13 protein-coding genes and 1 tRNA gene are annotated in these 14,247 nt (G+C 72.7%); 7 read left to right on the forward strand and 7 right to left on the reverse strand.

The features are described 5' to 3' along the window. Positions 1–15 precede the first annotated feature (15 nt). Complete coding sequence (locus tag AC07DC_RS32240) at positions 16–831, reverse strand: SOS response-associated peptidase (protein ID WP_478918029.1); 816 nt, start codon at positions 829–831, stop codon at positions 16–18. A 54-nt stretch (positions 832–885) separates the two neighbouring features. Here AC07DC_RS32240 and AC07DC_RS32245 point away from each other — a divergent pair, with 54 nt between their 5' ends. From AC07DC_RS32245 to AC07DC_RS32260, 4 genes are all read left to right on the forward strand, one after another. Beyond that, positions 886–1,599: a M50 family metallopeptidase gene (locus AC07DC_RS32245; RefSeq protein ID WP_478918030.1), complete on the forward strand. Its 714-nt coding sequence runs from the start codon at positions 886–888 to the stop codon at positions 1,597–1,599. A gap of 160 nt (positions 1,600–1,759) precedes the next feature. Continuing rightward, positions 1,760–3,097 carry a 3-phosphoshikimate 1-carboxyvinyltransferase gene (aroA, locus tag AC07DC_RS32250; RefSeq protein WP_478918031.1) on the forward strand — a complete coding sequence of 446 codons (1,338 nt, stop codon included), beginning with the start codon at positions 1,760–1,762 and terminating at the stop codon, positions 3,095–3,097. 7 nt (positions 3,098–3,104) lie between these two features. Beyond that, positions 3,105–4,109: a ribosome small subunit-dependent GTPase A gene (gene rsgA, locus AC07DC_RS32255; protein WP_478918032.1), complete on the forward strand. Its 1,005-nt coding sequence runs from the start codon at positions 3,105–3,107 to the stop codon at positions 4,107–4,109. 147 nt (positions 4,110–4,256) lie between these two features. Further along, positions 4,257–4,580 carry a DMT family transporter gene (locus tag AC07DC_RS32260; RefSeq protein WP_478918198.1) on the forward strand — a complete coding sequence of 108 codons (324 nt, stop codon included), beginning with the start codon at positions 4,257–4,259 and terminating at the stop codon, positions 4,578–4,580. A 113-nt stretch (positions 4,581–4,693) separates the two neighbouring features. Here the strand turns inward: AC07DC_RS32260 and AC07DC_RS32265 are convergent, their stop codons facing one another. Together AC07DC_RS32265 and AC07DC_RS32270 are read right to left on the reverse strand one after the other, a co-directional pair. Continuing rightward, complete coding sequence (locus AC07DC_RS32265; protein ID WP_478918033.1) at positions 4,694–6,274, reverse strand: MFS transporter; 1,581 nt, start codon at positions 6,272–6,274, stop codon at positions 4,694–4,696. A 110-nt stretch (positions 6,275–6,384) separates the two neighbouring features. After that, positions 6,385–7,044, reverse strand: coding sequence for a TetR/AcrR family transcriptional regulator (locus AC07DC_RS32270; RefSeq protein WP_478918034.1), 660 nt, complete (start codon positions 7,042–7,044; stop codon positions 6,385–6,387). Between the two features lie 133 nt (positions 7,045–7,177). Here AC07DC_RS32270 and hisN point away from each other — a divergent pair, with 133 nt between their 5' ends. Both hisN and AC07DC_RS32280 read left to right on the forward strand, forming a co-directional pair. Then, positions 7,178–7,978, forward strand: a complete 801-nt coding sequence (gene hisN, locus AC07DC_RS32275; RefSeq protein ID WP_478918035.1) for a histidinol-phosphatase — start codon at positions 7,178–7,180, stop codon at positions 7,976–7,978. A gap of 102 nt (positions 7,979–8,080) precedes the next feature. Then, positions 8,081–8,491: a CBS domain-containing protein gene (locus AC07DC_RS32280; protein ID WP_478918036.1), complete on the forward strand. Its 411-nt coding sequence runs from the start codon at positions 8,081–8,083 to the stop codon at positions 8,489–8,491. Between the two features lie 162 nt (positions 8,492–8,653). Here AC07DC_RS32280 and AC07DC_RS32285 read toward each other — a convergent pair whose 3' ends face one another. Then, positions 8,654–10,114, reverse strand: coding sequence for a catalase (locus AC07DC_RS32285; protein ID WP_478918037.1), 1,461 nt, complete (start codon positions 10,112–10,114; stop codon positions 8,654–8,656). A gap of 140 nt (positions 10,115–10,254) precedes the next feature. Here AC07DC_RS32285 and AC07DC_RS32290 point away from each other — a divergent pair, with 140 nt between their 5' ends. Next, positions 10,255–10,665, forward strand: coding sequence for a Fur family transcriptional regulator (locus AC07DC_RS32290; RefSeq protein ID WP_478918038.1), 411 nt, complete (start codon positions 10,255–10,257; stop codon positions 10,663–10,665). On the opposite strand, the gene AC07DC_RS32295 is transcribed toward AC07DC_RS32290, so the two are convergent. The 3 genes from AC07DC_RS32295 to AC07DC_RS32305 form a co-directional block, all read right to left on the reverse strand. Continuing rightward, positions 10,631–11,968: a hypothetical protein gene (locus tag AC07DC_RS32295; RefSeq protein WP_478918039.1), complete on the reverse strand. Its 1,338-nt coding sequence runs from the start codon at positions 11,966–11,968 to the stop codon at positions 10,631–10,633. The two genes, AC07DC_RS32290 and AC07DC_RS32295, sit on opposite strands and share 35 nt — an antisense overlap. 202 nt (positions 11,969–12,170) lie before the next feature. Continuing rightward, positions 12,171–12,244 (reverse strand) — tRNA-Met (locus AC07DC_RS32300). Positions 12,245–12,353: 109 nt separating this feature from the next. Beyond that, on the reverse strand, positions 12,354–14,240 hold the full coding sequence (locus AC07DC_RS32305) for a tetratricopeptide repeat protein (protein WP_478918040.1): 1,887 nt from the start codon (positions 14,238–14,240) through the stop codon (positions 12,354–12,356). Positions 14,241–14,247: the final 7 nt, after the last annotated feature.

Consider the following 14,247-nt stretch of genomic DNA (forward strand, 5'->3'; position numbering starts at 1 on the left):
ATCCTGCCGTCAAGGTCAGAAAAGGGTCTCCTCCTCAGGGGCGACGAGCGCGTCGGTCAGCTGCGGACCGTTGTTCCTGACGTTGCTGACGTCCGTGCCCACCGGGTACACCCGCGCCAGTCCGGCCGCCGGCGGCACGAGCATGCCGCGCACCTCGTCCGCATCGGTGGTGGCCGGATTCAGCCAGGCGTCCCAGCGGTCCGGGGTCAGCACCAGCGGCATCCGGGGGTGGATCTCGGCCAGCGAGGCCGGCCCCTCGCCCGCGAATCCGGCGGGCGGGGTCGTCTCCGCCTCGGTCGTGATGACCGTGCAGGTGGACCACCACTCCTGCGGGTGGTCGTCGGGCAGCGTCCGGTCCCGCCAGAACTCGTACAGCCCGGCCATCGCCATCACCGAGCCGTCCGCGGGGGTCACGAAGTACGGCTGCTTGCGCGCCCGCTTCTTCTTCCCTTGCTCCTCCAGCTGCCGCTCGTCCTTCGCGGTGACCCACTCGTAGTAGCCGTCGGCGGGTATGAGGCAGCGGCGGGCGCTGAAGGGGCGGCGGAACGACGGCTTCTCGTGCACCGTCTCCGCCCGCGCGTTGATCATCTTCACGCCCACGTCCGGCGTCTTCGCCCAGGACGGCACGAGCCCCCACCGCAGCATCCGCAGCTGCCGCACCGGCTCGACGGACTCCGCACCCTTGATCGGGCGCTCCAGCACGACGTACACCGAATCCGTCGGCGCCACGTTCCAGCTCGGCGCCAACTCCTCCTTCAGCTCCCGCTGTTGGACCTCGAAAAGAGCCGCCAGGTCCTCGGGTTGCCGGCTCGCCGCATATCGACCACACATGAGTGCCAGACTGCCACGGCACTCCGACATGCCGCCGCTCGTTGCAGGGGAACGATGGATATCAACAGCTTCACGGACGTATGGGACCGCGTGGTCGGTACCCAGCCCGATCCGTCGTCCTGGCTGGTCGGCGGTACGGCGCTGATAGCGCTCGCCGCCGTGCTGCCGGACGGCATATGGCGGCTCAGCCGCAACGCGATCACGATCGCCCACGAGGGCGGCCACGGCCTGCTCGCGCTGCTGACCGGGCGCAGTCTGGAGGGCATCAGGCTGCACTCGGACACCTCGGGCCTGACCGTCTCGCGCGGCAAGCCCTCGGGGCTCGGCATGGTGCTGACGGCCGCCGCCGGGTACACCGCACCGCCCCTGCTGGGCCTGGCCGGGGCCGCACTGCTGGCCGCCGGGCACATCACGGCGCTGCTGTGGGGGGCCACGGCCCTGCTGCTGGTGATGCTCATCATGATCCGCAACGCGTACGGGGCGCTCACGGTCGTGGTGACCGGTGCCGCGTTCCTACTGGTCTCCTGGCTGACCGGGCCGCAGGTGCAGGCGGCCTTCGCCTACCTCGTCGTCTGGTTCCTGCTGCTCGGCGGCTCGCGCCCGGTCTTCGAGCTGCAGCGCACCCGCAGACGCGAACGGTCGAACACCTCGGACGCGGACCAGCTGGGCCGGCTGACCCACACCCCGGTGGGCCTGTGGCTGCTGCTCTTCTACGCGACGGCCGCCTGTGCGCTCGTCGGCGGCGGCCGCTGGCTGCTCGGCCTGTAGGGCGCCAAGAGGTCGTGGGGCCCCACGGGGTCAGAGGGAACCCACGGGGTCGCAGAGGTCCCACGCGGTCCGCGCCGGGCTCCGGTACGGTTCCCCGCGGCCTGCTGCCCGGCTCCCGCGCTCCGGGCGGGCACGCCGCCAGCCACTAGGCTTGGTGCCCATGACCGACAGTTCCCCGCACACCGCTCTCTGGCCCGCCCCCGTCGCCTCCGGCCCCGTCGACGCGACGGTCATCGTGCCCGGATCCAAATCGGTCACCAACCGCGCGCTGGTGCTCGCCGCGCACGCCTCCGAGCCCGGCTGGATCCGGCGCCCGCTGCGCAGCCGCGACACCGTACTGATGGCCGACGCGCTGCGCGCCATGGGCGTGCAGATCGACGAGCAGGTGAACACGGGCGGCGGCGGCGAGGCCTGGCGGGTCATCCCGGCCGGGCTGCACGGCCCGGCGCGGATCGACGTCGGCAACGCCGGCACCGTCATGCGCTTCCTGCCGCCGGTCGCGGCCCTGGCCGACGGCCCGGTCCGCTTCGAGGGCGACCCGCGGGCGTACGAGCGGCCGCTGCAGGGCGTGATCGACGCACTGCGCACGCTGGGTGCCCGGATCGACGACGAGGGACGCGGCGCGCTGCCGCTGACCGTGCAGGGCGCCGGCTCGGTGTCCGGCGGGACGGTGGAGGTGGACGCCTCGTCGTCCTCGCAGTTCGTGAGCGCGCTGCTGCTGTCGGGGCCGCGGTTCAACCAGGGCCTCGAGCTGCGTCACACCGGCCACACGCTCCCGTCGCTCCCCCACATCCGCATGACGATCGACATGCTGCGGGTCGCGGGCGCGAAGGTGGACGCCCCGCAGGACGGCGGCGAGCCGAACGTGTGGCGGGTCGCACCGAGCGCGCTGCTCGGCCGGGACCTGACGGTGGAGCCCGATCTGTCGAACGCGGCGCCTTTCCTGGCCGCGGCGCTGGTCACCGGCGGCCGGGTCACCGTGCCGGACTGGCCGGAGCGGACCACCCAGCCGGGCGACGCCCTGCGGGAGATCTTCACCCGCATGGGCGGTGCGTGCGAGCTGACCGCTCAGGGGCTGACGTTCACCGGCACAGGCCGGATCCTGGGCATCACCGCGGACCTGCACGAGGTCGGCGAGCTGACGCCCGTCATCGCGGCGGTCGCCGCGCTGGCCGAGTCGGAGTCCGTGCTGTCGGGCGTCGCGCATCTGCGGCTGCACGAGACGGACCGCCTCGCGGCGCTCGTCACGGAGATCAACGGCCTGGGCGGCGATGCCACCGAGACCGAGGACGGACTGCGGATCCGGCCCCGCAAGCTGCACGGCGGGGTCTTCCACACGTACGAGGACCACCGGCTGGCGACGGCGGCGGCCGTGCTCGGCCTGGCCGTGACCGGCGTCCAGGTGGAGAACGTCGCCACCACCGCCAAGACCCTCCCGGAGTTCCCGGAGTTGTGGACCGAGATGCTCGGTGCCACCGTCACGGCGGGGCGGGGCTGACCGCGCCATGCGTCGCTACGGCAAGAACCCCGACGAGGACGACATCCGGGTCCGCCCGAACACCAAGGGCAACCGTCCCCGCACCAACATCCGGCCCAAGCACGAGGACGCGGCCGAGGGCATGGTCCTCACCGTGGACCGCGGCCGGCTGCACGTACTGATCGGCGAGCGGACCATCGTCGCGATGAAGGCCCGCGAGTTGGGCCGCAAGAGCGCCGTGGTCGGCGACCGCGTCGCGGTCGTCGGCGACCTGACCGGCGACAAGGACACCCTGGCGCGGATCGTGCGCGTCGAGCCGCGCAAGTCCGTGCTGCGGCGCACCGCCGACGACGACGATCCGTACGAACGCGTCGTCGTCGCCAACGCCGACCAGCTCGCGATCGTCACCGCGCTGGCCGACCCCGAGCCCCGCCCCCGCATGATCGACCGCTGCCTGGTGGCGGCGTACGACGCGGGCCTGGAGCCGCTGCTCCTGCTGACCAAGTCCGATCTGGCATCGGCGGACGCGCTGCTGGAGACGTACGCCACGTTGGGTGTCTCCTACGTGGTCACCAACCGGGACACCTTCCTGACCGGCGGGGTGGACGCGGTCCGCGAGCGGCTCAAGGGCCGGATCACCGCGTTCGTCGGGCACAGTGGTGTCGGCAAGACCACGCTGGTGAACGCGCTCGTCGAGCGACAGCGCGCCACCGGCATCGTCAACGCCGTCACCGGCCGCGGCCGGCACACCACCACGTCGGCGCTGGCCCTCCCGCTGCCCGAAGACGATCACGGCTGGGTCGTGGACACCCCAGGGGTGCGCTCGTTCGGCCTGCACCACATCGATCCGTCGCGCGTCATCCTGGCCTTCCCCGAGCTGGTGCCCGGGACCGACGAGTGCCCGCGCGGCTGCAGCCATGACGAACCGGAGTGCGCGCTGGACGCGTGGGTAGCCGCCGGTCACGCCGAGCCGGCCCGGCTCGACTCGCTGCGCCGGCTGCTCGCGACCCGCGAACGCCGCGAGGGCGACTGATCCCTGGCTCTTTCGTCCGTCCGTTCGCCCGTTTGCCCTTCGTCCCAGGAGCATTGCCGCCATTTCTGGGCATGCTGTGTGATGATCCATCAGTCCGACAGCAGCGCCTCGGACGGCAGGCAGGGCGACGGAACGGGAGGCACCTCGATGGCATGGCTGCTCGTGGTGGTCGCAGGCATCCTGGAGACCGGCTTCGCGGTCTGTCTCAAGCTCTCCCACGGGTTCACCCGCCTCTGGCCGACGGTCGCCTTCGCGGTCTTCGCCCTCGGGAGCTTCGGCCTGCTCACCCTCTCCCTGAAGAAGCTCGACGTCGGTCCCGCGTACGCGGTGTGGACGGGGATCGGCGCCTCGGGCACCGCCATCTACGGCATGGTCTTCCTCGGCGACATCGTCTCGACGCTCAAGATCGTCTCAATCTGCCTGGTGCTGGCGGGCGTTGTGGGCCTTCAGCTGTCGGGCTCATCGCACTGACCCCTTGCTGGCCCGGTACCGATCCCGCACTCATCACGCACTGATCGCGCGAAGGGGGCCGTCCGGCGGTTTCGCCGGACGGCCCCCTTTCCGCTGTCCCGATCCCCGGGGACTCAGCGGGCGACCGCCTCCGAGGCGCTGCCGTCGACCGGAGCTTCGGCCGAACCCCCGTCGTCCTCAGCGCCCTTGGCGGCGGGCGCCGGCACGTGGCGGAGCAGGACGGCCGCGAGGACCGCGGCGGTGAAGGTGACGAGCGCGGCGCCGAAGGCGGCGGCGTGGACGCCCGCGGTGAACGCTTCCCGGGCCGTGTCGAGCAGTTCGGTGCCGGCCCTGCCGGGCAGTTGGGCCGCCGCGGCGACCGCGCCGCCGAGGGTCTCGTGCGCCTCGGGCGACGTACCGCTCATCCGGTCGTGGTAGACGGCCGTTCCGATGGTGCCCAGGATCGCCATGCCGAGCGCACCGCCGAACTCGCTGCCGGTCTCGGACAGTGCGGAGGCGGAGCCGGCCCGCTCGGGCGGCGCCGCCGCCAGGATCAGGTCGGCGGTGAGGGTGCTGCCCACCAGCAGTCCGGCGGCGACCAGCCCGGCGCCGGTCAGGGCGAGCGCGACACCGGAGTCTGTCCTGACCCGGGTGAGCACCAGGGCGCCGACGGTCGTCAGCAGCAGCCCGCCGGCCAGCAGGTGGGCGGGGCGCACCGTGTTGGCGAGGATGCCGGAGGCCGTCATCGCGATCATGATGCCGGGCATGACGGCCATGGACCACAGCGCGGCGTGGAACGGGCTCTTGCCGAGGACGAGTTGCAGGTACTGGTTGGTGTAGAGCGTGATGCCGATGAAGGCGAACATCGCCAGCACGTTGATCAGCATGGCGGCGCTGAACGCGCGCTGCCGGAACAGCTCGATGTCGATCAGCGGGTTGGCGCAGGTGCGCTGCCTGCGGACGAAGAGCCAGGCCACCGCGAGCCCCACGACGACCGAGAGCGCGGGCACCGGCTCGACGCCGTGCACGGCCATCTGCTTGATCCCGTAGATGACCGGGAGGACGGCGGCGAGCGACAGGAAGGCGCTGAGCACGTCGAACCGTCCGGCCTGCGGGGCGCGGTGCTCGGGCAGCAGTACCGGCGCGAGGATCAGCAGCAGCACCATGGCGGGCACGTTGATCAGGAACGCGGCGCCCCACCAGAAGTGCTCCAGGACGAAGCCGCCGACGATCGGCCCGACGGTGGCGCCGCCGACCATGGCGCCGGTCCAGATGGAGATCGCGGTCTTGCGCTGCTTGGCGTCGTGGAACATGTTGCGGATCAGTGCGAGCGTCGAGGGCATGAGGGTGGCGCCGCCGAGGCCGAGCAGCGCGCGGGTGGCGATCAGCACCTCGGCGCTGCCGGAGTACGCGGCGACGACGGAGGCGATGCCGAAGGCGGTGGCGCCGATGAGCAGCAGGCGGCGCCGGCCGATCCGGTCGCCGAGCGCGCCCATCGTGATCAGCATCCCGGCCAGCACGAAGCCGTACATGTCCATGATCCACAGCTGCTGGGTGCCGCTGGGCGCCAGGTCCTCGCTGATGAACGGCAGCGCGAAGAACAGCACGCTGATGTCCATCGAGATGAGCAGGGTGGGCAGGAAGAGGACTCCGAGGCCCGTCCATTCCCTGCGGCCGGCCAAGGCCGTGCTGTTCGACGTGCCGGTCCCCGTCATGGCGTACTCCCTCTGGGTGGTGTGGGCCGGACGCTGTGGCGTCCTGGCTCACACACTCCAAGAGGGCGCTGACCGCTCGCGCACCGCTCGCTGACCGGCCGCCCGGCGCCTCACCAACCGTGCGCCAGCAGCCCGCGGACCAGCCGTGCCACCTGCAGGCAGGCGTCCTCGTCGGAGGTCGAGGGCGCGACGACGTAGGCGAGCGTGAGCCGGACCGCGGCCTCGCAGGCCCAGCCGATGTCGGCCAGATCCAGCTTGGGGTGGCCGTGTTCGAGAGCGCCGACGGCCCGGTTGCGGATCTCGATGACGAGTTCGGCGGGCGAGGGCGCGGTCTCCGCCACCGGGGGGTGCGACGCCGAGGTGTGCGCGGCGGCGACACGCGCGGCGTGCGGCGAGCGCTGGCCCGGGATCCCGGCGACGGCCGCGGCGGGTAGCCGCTCGCTGCGGCAACCCGTAAGGGTGGCGCGGACCAGCGGGCTGCGGCGCGCGATGTGCAGCGTCCAGGCCGCGGCGGCGGCGAAGCAGTCGCCCGCGTCCGCGCCCTGTCGTTCGGCTTCGGCGAGGGCCTTCTCGACCCCGGCCAGAAACGCGTCGGCCTCGCGTCGCGCGAGCGCGCGGGCGAGGCCTTCCTTGCTGCTGAACTCGTTGTAGAGGGTCTGCCGGGACACCCCGGCCGACACCGCCACATCGACCATCCGCACCGCCGCCCACGGCCGGGCGCCCAGCGCGGCCAATGCCGCATCCAGTAATGATTCCCGTGCAGTAGGCATCATTGGCTCCAAGCCCCCGCATATGTCCCGGACAGCGGCCGTGGGCAAAGAATTGACGTGTCACAGACCCCTGTCAAGGCTCCGCGCACCGTCCACGTGACCTCGGCCGGTTGCGATCGCTACTGTTCGCCTTATGCCCGACTTCAACGACGACCTGCGCCTCGCCCACATCCTCGCGGATGCCGCCGACGCCACCACCATGGAGCGCTTCAAGGCTCTGGACCTCAAGGTCGAGACCAAGCCCGACATGACGCCGGTGAGCGAGGCGGACAAGGCGGCGGAGGAGCTGATCCGCAGCCAGTTGGGGCGCGCCCGCCCCCGGGACGCGGTGCTCGGCGAGGAGTACGGCAGCCATGGCGTCGGCCCGCGCCGGTGGATCGTCGACCCGATCGACGGCACGAAGAACTACGTGCGTGGCGTGCCCGTCTGGGCCACCCTCATCGCGCTGGTGGTGCGCGGCGAGAACGGTGACGAGGGTGTGGTGGGCGTGGTCTCCGCGCCGGCGCTCGGGCGGCGCTGGTGGGCCTCCAAGGGCGGCGGTGCGTACAGCGGGCGCAGCCTGTCGGCCGCCACCCGGCTGCATGTGTCGAAGATCAACAAGCTGGAGGACGCGTCCTTCGCGTACTCCTCGCTCAGCGGCTGGGAGGAGCAGGGCCGGCTCGACGGCTTTCTGCACCTGTCCCGGAACTGCTGGCGCACCCGCGGCTACGGCGATTTCTGGCCGTACATGATGGTCGCCGAGGGCTCGGTCGACATCTGCGCCGAGCCGGAGCTGAGCCTGTGGGACATGGCGGCGCCCGCCGTCATCGTGCAGGAGGCCGGCGGCCGGTACACCAGCCTGGAGGGCGAGCCGGGACCGTTCGGCGGGAACGCGGCGGCCTCGAACGGGCACCTCCACGAGGAGCTGCTGGGTTACCTGGGGCGCACGGGCTGAACGAACCGGCGGCGTACCTCCCCTTGCTGCGCGGAGCGGAGCATGTGAACATGAGAATGCCCGAGCTTGTGAACTTGTGAACGCATTCTCTAGGGGTAGCCCATGCTCGTCCGAGACGCCATGAGCACCGTCGTCCTGACCATTGGACCCGCCCACACCCTCCGCCAGGCCGCCCGCCTGATGGCAGTCCGCCGGATCGGCGCGGCCGTCGTCCTCGACTCCGACACCTGGGGACTCGGCATCCTCACCGAGCGCGACATCCTCAACGCCATCGGCGCCGGTCTGAACCCGGACGTCGAGACCGCCCACGACCACACCACCACCGACGTCGTCTTCGCGACGCCCGAGTGGACCCTGGAGGACGCCGCGTCCGCCATGGTGCACGGCGGCTTCCGGCATCTGATCGTGCTCGACGGCCGCGACCCGGTCGGGATCGTGTCGGTCCGCGACATCATTCGCTGCTGGGCCCCGGTCCGGGCCGTCGCCGGAGCGCAGGGCGCACTGGCCGGCTGAGCCCGGCCCGAACCCGCGCCGCGGCGGCACCCGCACCCGCACCCGCCGGGGACGGCGAAGAGGCCGGAGCCCCATGGCGTCCGGCCTCTTCGGTTCACGACCTGGGGAGCGATACGGATCAGGCTCCTCATCGCACCCCAGGTTGTTACGGCAAGCGTCCGGTCAGCCGCGGAGGGCCTGGACCGCGGCTTCCAGCCGCTTGCCGTAGTCGGAGTCCGCCTGGCGGAAGTTGTTGATCGCGCGGTCCGCTATGTCGTCACGCGACACCTTGGCGATGAAGCCCGCCAGGTTGTCGATCAGGCGCTCCTTCTCGTCCTCGGACATGGCGCGGTAGAGGTTGCCGGCCTGCACGAAGTCGTTGTCCTCGGCGTGCGAGGGCGCCTCGGGAGTGCCGGTGACACCGGAGACCGGGGTCGGCTGCCACAGCGGCTCGTTCGTCTGCTGCGGGCCGCCGAAGCTGTTCGGCTCGTAGTTCTTCGCGCCCTTGTGACGGCCGTCGTACAGGTAGCCGTCACGGCTGTTGGTGCGCGCCTCGGTGGCGTGCGGGCGGTTCACCGGCAGGTGGTCGGCGTTGATGCCGACGCGGTAGCGGTGGGCGTCGCCGTACGCGAAGAGCCGGCCCTGGAGCATCTTGTCCGGGGACGGTCCGATGCCGGGCACGAAGTGCGCCGGGGAGAAGATCGACTGCTCGACCTCGGCGAAGATGTTCTCCGGGTTGCGGTTGAGCTCCAGCTTGCCGATCTCGATCGGCGGGTAGTCCGCGTGCGGCCACACCTTGGTGAGGTCGAACGGGTTGAAGCGGTACTTCTCCGCCTCGGCCGCCGGCATGACCTGGATCTGCACCGTCCAGGACGGGAAGTCGCCGCGCTCGATCGACTCGCGCAGGTCGCGCTGGTGCGAGTCGGGGTCCGCACCCGCGAGGACGGCCGCGTCCTGCGACGTCAGGTTCTTGATGCCCTGGTCGGTCTTGAAGTGGTACTTGACCCAGAAGACCTCGCCCGCGGCGTTGTTCCACTGGTAGGTGTGCGAGCCGTACCCGTTCATGTTGCGCAGCGTCGCCGGGATGCCGCGGTCGCCGAAGAGCCAGGTCACCTGATGCGTGGACTCGGGGCTCAGGCCCCAGAAGTCCCATACGTTGTCCGCCTCCTGGGAGCCGGTGTACGGGTCGCGCTTCTGGGTGTGGATGAAGTCGGGGAACTTGATGGCGTCCTTGATGAAGAACACCGGGGTGTTGTTCCCGACGAGGTCGTAGTTGCCGTCCTCGGTGTAGAACTTCAGCGCGAAACCGCGGGGGTCGCGCACCGCGTCCGCCGAGCCCAGGTTGCCCGCCACGGTGGAGAACCGCAGGAAAGTCTCGGTCTCCTTGCCGACCTCGGACAGGAAAGCCGCCCGGGTCCACTGCGAGACGTCACGCGTCAGCGTGAAGGTGCCGTACGCACCGGCGCCGCGGGCGTGCACGATGCGCTCCGGGATGCGCTCGCGGTTGAAGTGCGCGAGCTTCTCCAGCAGCGACTGGTCCTGGACCAGGACCGGGCCGCCCAGTCCGGCGGTCTGGCTGTTCTGGTTGTCCGCCACCGGGGCACCGGCCTCGGTGGTCAGCGGGCCCGTTTCCTGAACCGTCACGTGCGTCTCCCTGGATCCTGATCGGCCTGTCCCTTGGCTGTCGCCGGAATCGATCCTATGATAGACAGAGTCTAAGTCAAGAAGAGACCCATCCCCGGACCTATTCGGACATCGGACCGACCACTGTTAGGCTTCCGCGCATGAGTGACCTTCTGGAACGACTTCGCGAACGCGGCTGGCGGCTGACCGCCCAGCGGCGCGTCGTGGCCGAGGTCCTCGACGGCGAGCACGTCCACCTGACCGCCGACGAGGTGCACGCCCGCGCCGCCTCCCGGCTGCCGGAGATCTCCCGGGCGACCGTCTACAACACCCTGGGCGAGATGGTGACCCTCGGTGAGGTGATCGAGGTCGCGACGGACGGCCGTGCCAAGCGGTACGACCCGAACGCGCACCAGCCGCACCAGCACCTGGTCTGCTCGAGCTGCGGCACGATCCGCGATGTGCACCCCTCCGGCGACCCGCTCGCGAGCCTCCCTGCGACCGAGCGCTTCGGCTTCACCATCGCCGATGTCGAGGTCACCTTCCGCGGTCTGTGCCCCGACTGCTCCTGACCGCCGCGGCTCCCGCGCCCGTCGCGAGCCGCTCGGCGGCCCTGCGCACCGCCGGCTCGGTACGGGTCCTGCCCACCCAGACCGTTTCTGCCGGCACCTGCCCGGCCACCCGCACCAGCGCCTCGAACACCTCCCTGGCCACCCCCGGATCCGGGTCGAGCGCCAGCGGCGCCAGCAGCCGCACCAGATCGCCCGGGGGCGCGAGCCGCCCCAGCGCCCGCACCGCGCAGCGCCGTACCCGTGCCGGCCGCCCTGCCGGCTCCGGCTCGGTGAAGCGCAGCAGCGCCGGTACGTCCGTCGCGTCCCCGCATTCGCCCAGCCCCGCCAGCAGCCCGGCCACCAGCCCCTCAGGACTGCCGGGCCCGCACCGGCCGAGCTGCCTGCGGTAGACCCGGGCGGGCGGCTCACCGCGCCGGTAGAGCTGCCAACGGGCCTGCGCCCGCACCATCCGGGCCGGATCCGCGAGCGCCCCCACCAGCCGCGCGGCCGGCACGTCCACGGGCAGCGCGGCCACCGCCAGCTCCCGCACCGCCGCGCTGCGCGCCCGCATCAGCCGTCCCGCCTGCTCCGGATCGAGCTCCAGCAGCCGTTCCGCGCACAGCCGCCGGCAGACCTGGTCCCGGTCACGCAGCGCGGTCCGCAGCAGATCACCGCGTACGTACTCCCCCAGCTCCAGGGCCAGTTCCATCCCGAAGCGACGGGTCCGCAGATCGCCGTCGGCGGCCAGCGCCCTGACCGCCCGCCGGTACCCCGGCTCCGCGAGCACCGCGCGGTACGCGGCCAGCCGGCCGGCCGCCCGGCGCCTGCCGCCCAGCCTCAGCAGGACCCGCAGGGCGGCCGCCACCTCGTCGGGCGCGGTCCGCGCGGGCAGCGCCGCGACGGCGCGCTCCCGTACGGCGGGCACCCAGTCGACCGTACGCAGGGCCAGCGCCGCCGCGGCCGGCGGCCCGCCGACCCCCGTCAGCGCCTCCACCGCGGCCTGCCGCACCCGGCCGTCCCGGTCCATCGAGGCGAGCAGCAGTCGGAGCGGATCGGTGCCGCCGGGGCGGTACGGCACGGTCGTGCCGCCCCGGGCCCGGACGCCGCGGTCCAGGTGCGGCAGCAGCTCGGGCGGCGACTGCAGCAGCGCGTCGAGCGCCGCGGCGCGGTCGTACGGGAGGCCGCCCTCCACCGCGGCCCGCAGGGCGTCCAGCAGCGCCCCGACACTCTCCTCGCGGCCGCTCACAGCGGCCCGGCACAGCCCGCTCCACCGTTCCGCGTCGATCACCCGGGCCGGCGCCGGCCCGTCACGCCGTCGCAGCACGGTCCGCCCAAACCGTCCGCGCAGCAACCCCGCCTCCTCGCACCACGTAGGAGTCCAGGATCGCGCCGGTACGGAAGGCTTCCAAGGCTGTTTGCGCGCTTTTGCCCGAACGATGTCCGAGGCACTACTCCGGGGGCGCGGACCGGGGGAACGACGAAGGCCCGGTCCCTGATGTCTCAGGGACCGGGCCTTCGTACTGAAGTAGCGGGGACAGGATTTGAACCTGCGACCTCTGGGTTATGAGCCCAGCGAGCTACCGAGCTGCTCCACCCCGCGTCGTTGTGCCCTCACTGTAGACCAGCGGCGCTGAGCAGTGCAAATCAGTTGCCGGGCAGGGCGGAGGCCGGACCGGGGCAGGGCCGGGGCCCGCCCTCGGTGGCCCCGGCTACGCCGTGAGCTCGTGCTTCACGGCGTCGGTGAGCCGCGCCGCGCGCTCGGCGACCTCGGCCGGGCCGCACTCGACCGCGCGGGCGCACCAGCCCTGGGCCTCGGCCAGCTCGCCGTGCCGGGCGGCGAGCAGCGCCATCCGCAGCGCGGCGCGGCCGTGGCCGGCGTCGGCGGCGCGGGTCCACCACAGGGCGGCCTCGGGCTCGCTGCCCTCGCGGGCCAGCAGCAGCCCGAGGTTGAACGCGCCGTTGCGGCTGCCCGCCTCGGCGGCCTCGCGGTACCAGTGCGCCGCGTCCACGACGTCGCCGCGCTTGGCGGCGCACATGCCGAGCCGCACCTGGGCCCGCCGGTGCCCCTGCCGGGCGGCGCGGGCGTACCACTCCTCGGCCTCCTCCTCGGCCTCGTCGGCGTCCGCCCGGTCCAGCAGCGCGCCGAGCCGGAAGGCCGCCTCGGGGCTGCCGCCGCCCGCGGCGCAGCGCAGGTGGCGCTCGGCGCCGTGGCTGTCGCCCTCGCGCAGCAGCACGATGGCGATCTGGAGCGCGGCCTCGGTGTGGCCGGCCGCGGCGGCCCGCTCGTACCAGCCGCGGGCGGCGGCCTCGTCGCCCCGGTTGGTGTGCAGGATGCCGAGGTTGAAGGCGGCGTCGATGCTGCCGGCCTCGGCCGCCTTGGAGAACCACGGCTCGGCGCCGGCCGCGTCGCCGCGCTGCAGCAGCAGGACGGCGAGCGCGTTGGCGGCGTCGCGGTGCCCGGCGTACGCGGCCTTGCGGTACCACTGCTCGGCCTGCGCGGTGCGGCCCTGGCCCGCGCAGAGCAGGCCGAGGTTGAACGCCCCGTTGACGTCGCCCGCCGCCAGGGCGCTGCGGTACCAGCGCTCGGCGGTCTGCGTCTCGCCCTCCTCCGCGTGCAGCGCTCCGAGCGCGTTGGCGGCGTTGCCGTCGCCCGCCTGGGCGGCGCGCCGCCACCACGTGGCGGCGGAGTCCACGTCGCCCGCGTCGCGCAGCAGGAAGGCAAGCGCGCAGGCGGCGCGCGCCTCGCCGTCACGGGCCGCGGTCAGGTACCAGTGGCCGGCTTCCTTGAGCTCGCCGCGCTCCTCCAGGAGCGTGCCGAGGCGCAGCGCGGCGCGGCGGTGCCGGCGCGCGGCGGCCTGCCGGTACCACTGCTCGGCCTCGCGCTCCTCGCCGCGCTCGGCGCAGATCCGCGCGATGCGGTACGAGGCCTCGCGGTGGCCGTGCTCGGCGGCGACCCGGAACCAGCGCTCGGCGCCGACGTCACGCCGGTGGTCGAGCAGGTCGGCCAGGGCGTACGCGCCCAGCGTGTGGCCCGACTCGGCGGCCTGGCGCAGCCAGTACTCGGCACCGGGCTCGTCGCCGCGCTCGCGGTAGTGCCGGCCCAGGGCGTGCGCGGCCGGCGCGGAACCCGCGACGGCGGCGATCCGCCACCAGTTGGCGGCCTCGTCCGGGTAGCCGCGCTGATGCAGCAGCAGGGCAAGGTTGTTGGCGGCGGCGCGGTCGCCGTTCGCGGTCGCGGCGCGCAGGTACGGCTCGGCCCCGTCCAGGTCGCCGCGGCGCAGCAGCAGGGTGCCCAGCACGCTCATGGCGGCGGGGTCGCCGTGGTCGGCGGCCCGGCGGTGCCGGACCTCGATCTCGGCCTCTTCACGCACCGCGAGGCTCTGCTCGTCGGCGAGTTCGGCGGCCTCGGAGGCCTCGGGCAGGTCGGACAGCTCGGTCTTGGCAACGGGAAGCGACTCGGCGGCGCGCGGCGCCGGCAGCAGGCTGGCGACAGCCGGAAGGAGCCTGGACGCGGACGTCGACAGGTCACCCGTCGACCCGCGATCATGGATCTGACGAGTATTCAGCAGTCTTGCACCATCCCCCATAAGGTCCATCGTCGCA

The sequence above is a fragment of the Streptomyces sp. NPDC045021 genome, assembly GCF_056432645.1.

What these genes read in the sequence shown, in the direction of transcription:
- AC07DC_RS32240 (WP_478918029.1), bottom strand. Translation starts at nt 831, where the DNA reads ATGTGTGGTCGATATGCGGCGAGCCGGCAACCCGAGGACCTGGCGGCT.
- AC07DC_RS32245 (WP_478918030.1), top strand. Translation starts at nt 886, where the DNA reads ATGGATATCAACAGCTTCACGGACGTATGGGACCGCGTGGTCGGTACC.
- aroA (WP_478918031.1), top strand. Translation starts at nt 1,760, where the DNA reads ATGACCGACAGTTCCCCGCACACCGCTCTCTGGCCCGCCCCCGTCGCC.
- rsgA (WP_478918032.1), top strand. Translation starts at nt 3,105, where the DNA reads ATGCGTCGCTACGGCAAGAACCCCGACGAGGACGACATCCGGGTCCGC.
- AC07DC_RS32260 (WP_478918198.1), top strand. Translation starts at nt 4,257, where the DNA reads ATGGCATGGCTGCTCGTGGTGGTCGCAGGCATCCTGGAGACCGGCTTC.
- AC07DC_RS32265 (WP_478918033.1), bottom strand. Translation starts at nt 6,274, where the DNA reads ATGACGGGGACCGGCACGTCGAACAGCACGGCCTTGGCCGGCCGCAGG.
- AC07DC_RS32270 (WP_478918034.1), bottom strand. Translation starts at nt 7,044, where the DNA reads ATGCCTACTGCACGGGAATCATTACTGGATGCGGCATTGGCCGCGCTG.
- hisN (WP_478918035.1), top strand. Translation starts at nt 7,178, where the DNA reads ATGCCCGACTTCAACGACGACCTGCGCCTCGCCCACATCCTCGCGGAT.
- AC07DC_RS32280 (WP_478918036.1), top strand. Translation starts at nt 8,081, where the DNA reads ATGCTCGTCCGAGACGCCATGAGCACCGTCGTCCTGACCATTGGACCC.
- AC07DC_RS32290 (WP_478918038.1), top strand. Translation starts at nt 10,255, where the DNA reads ATGAGTGACCTTCTGGAACGACTTCGCGAACGCGGCTGGCGGCTGACC.
- AC07DC_RS32305 (WP_478918040.1), bottom strand. Translation starts at nt 14,240, where the DNA reads ATGGACCTTATGGGGGATGGTGCAAGACTGCTGAATACTCGTCAGATC.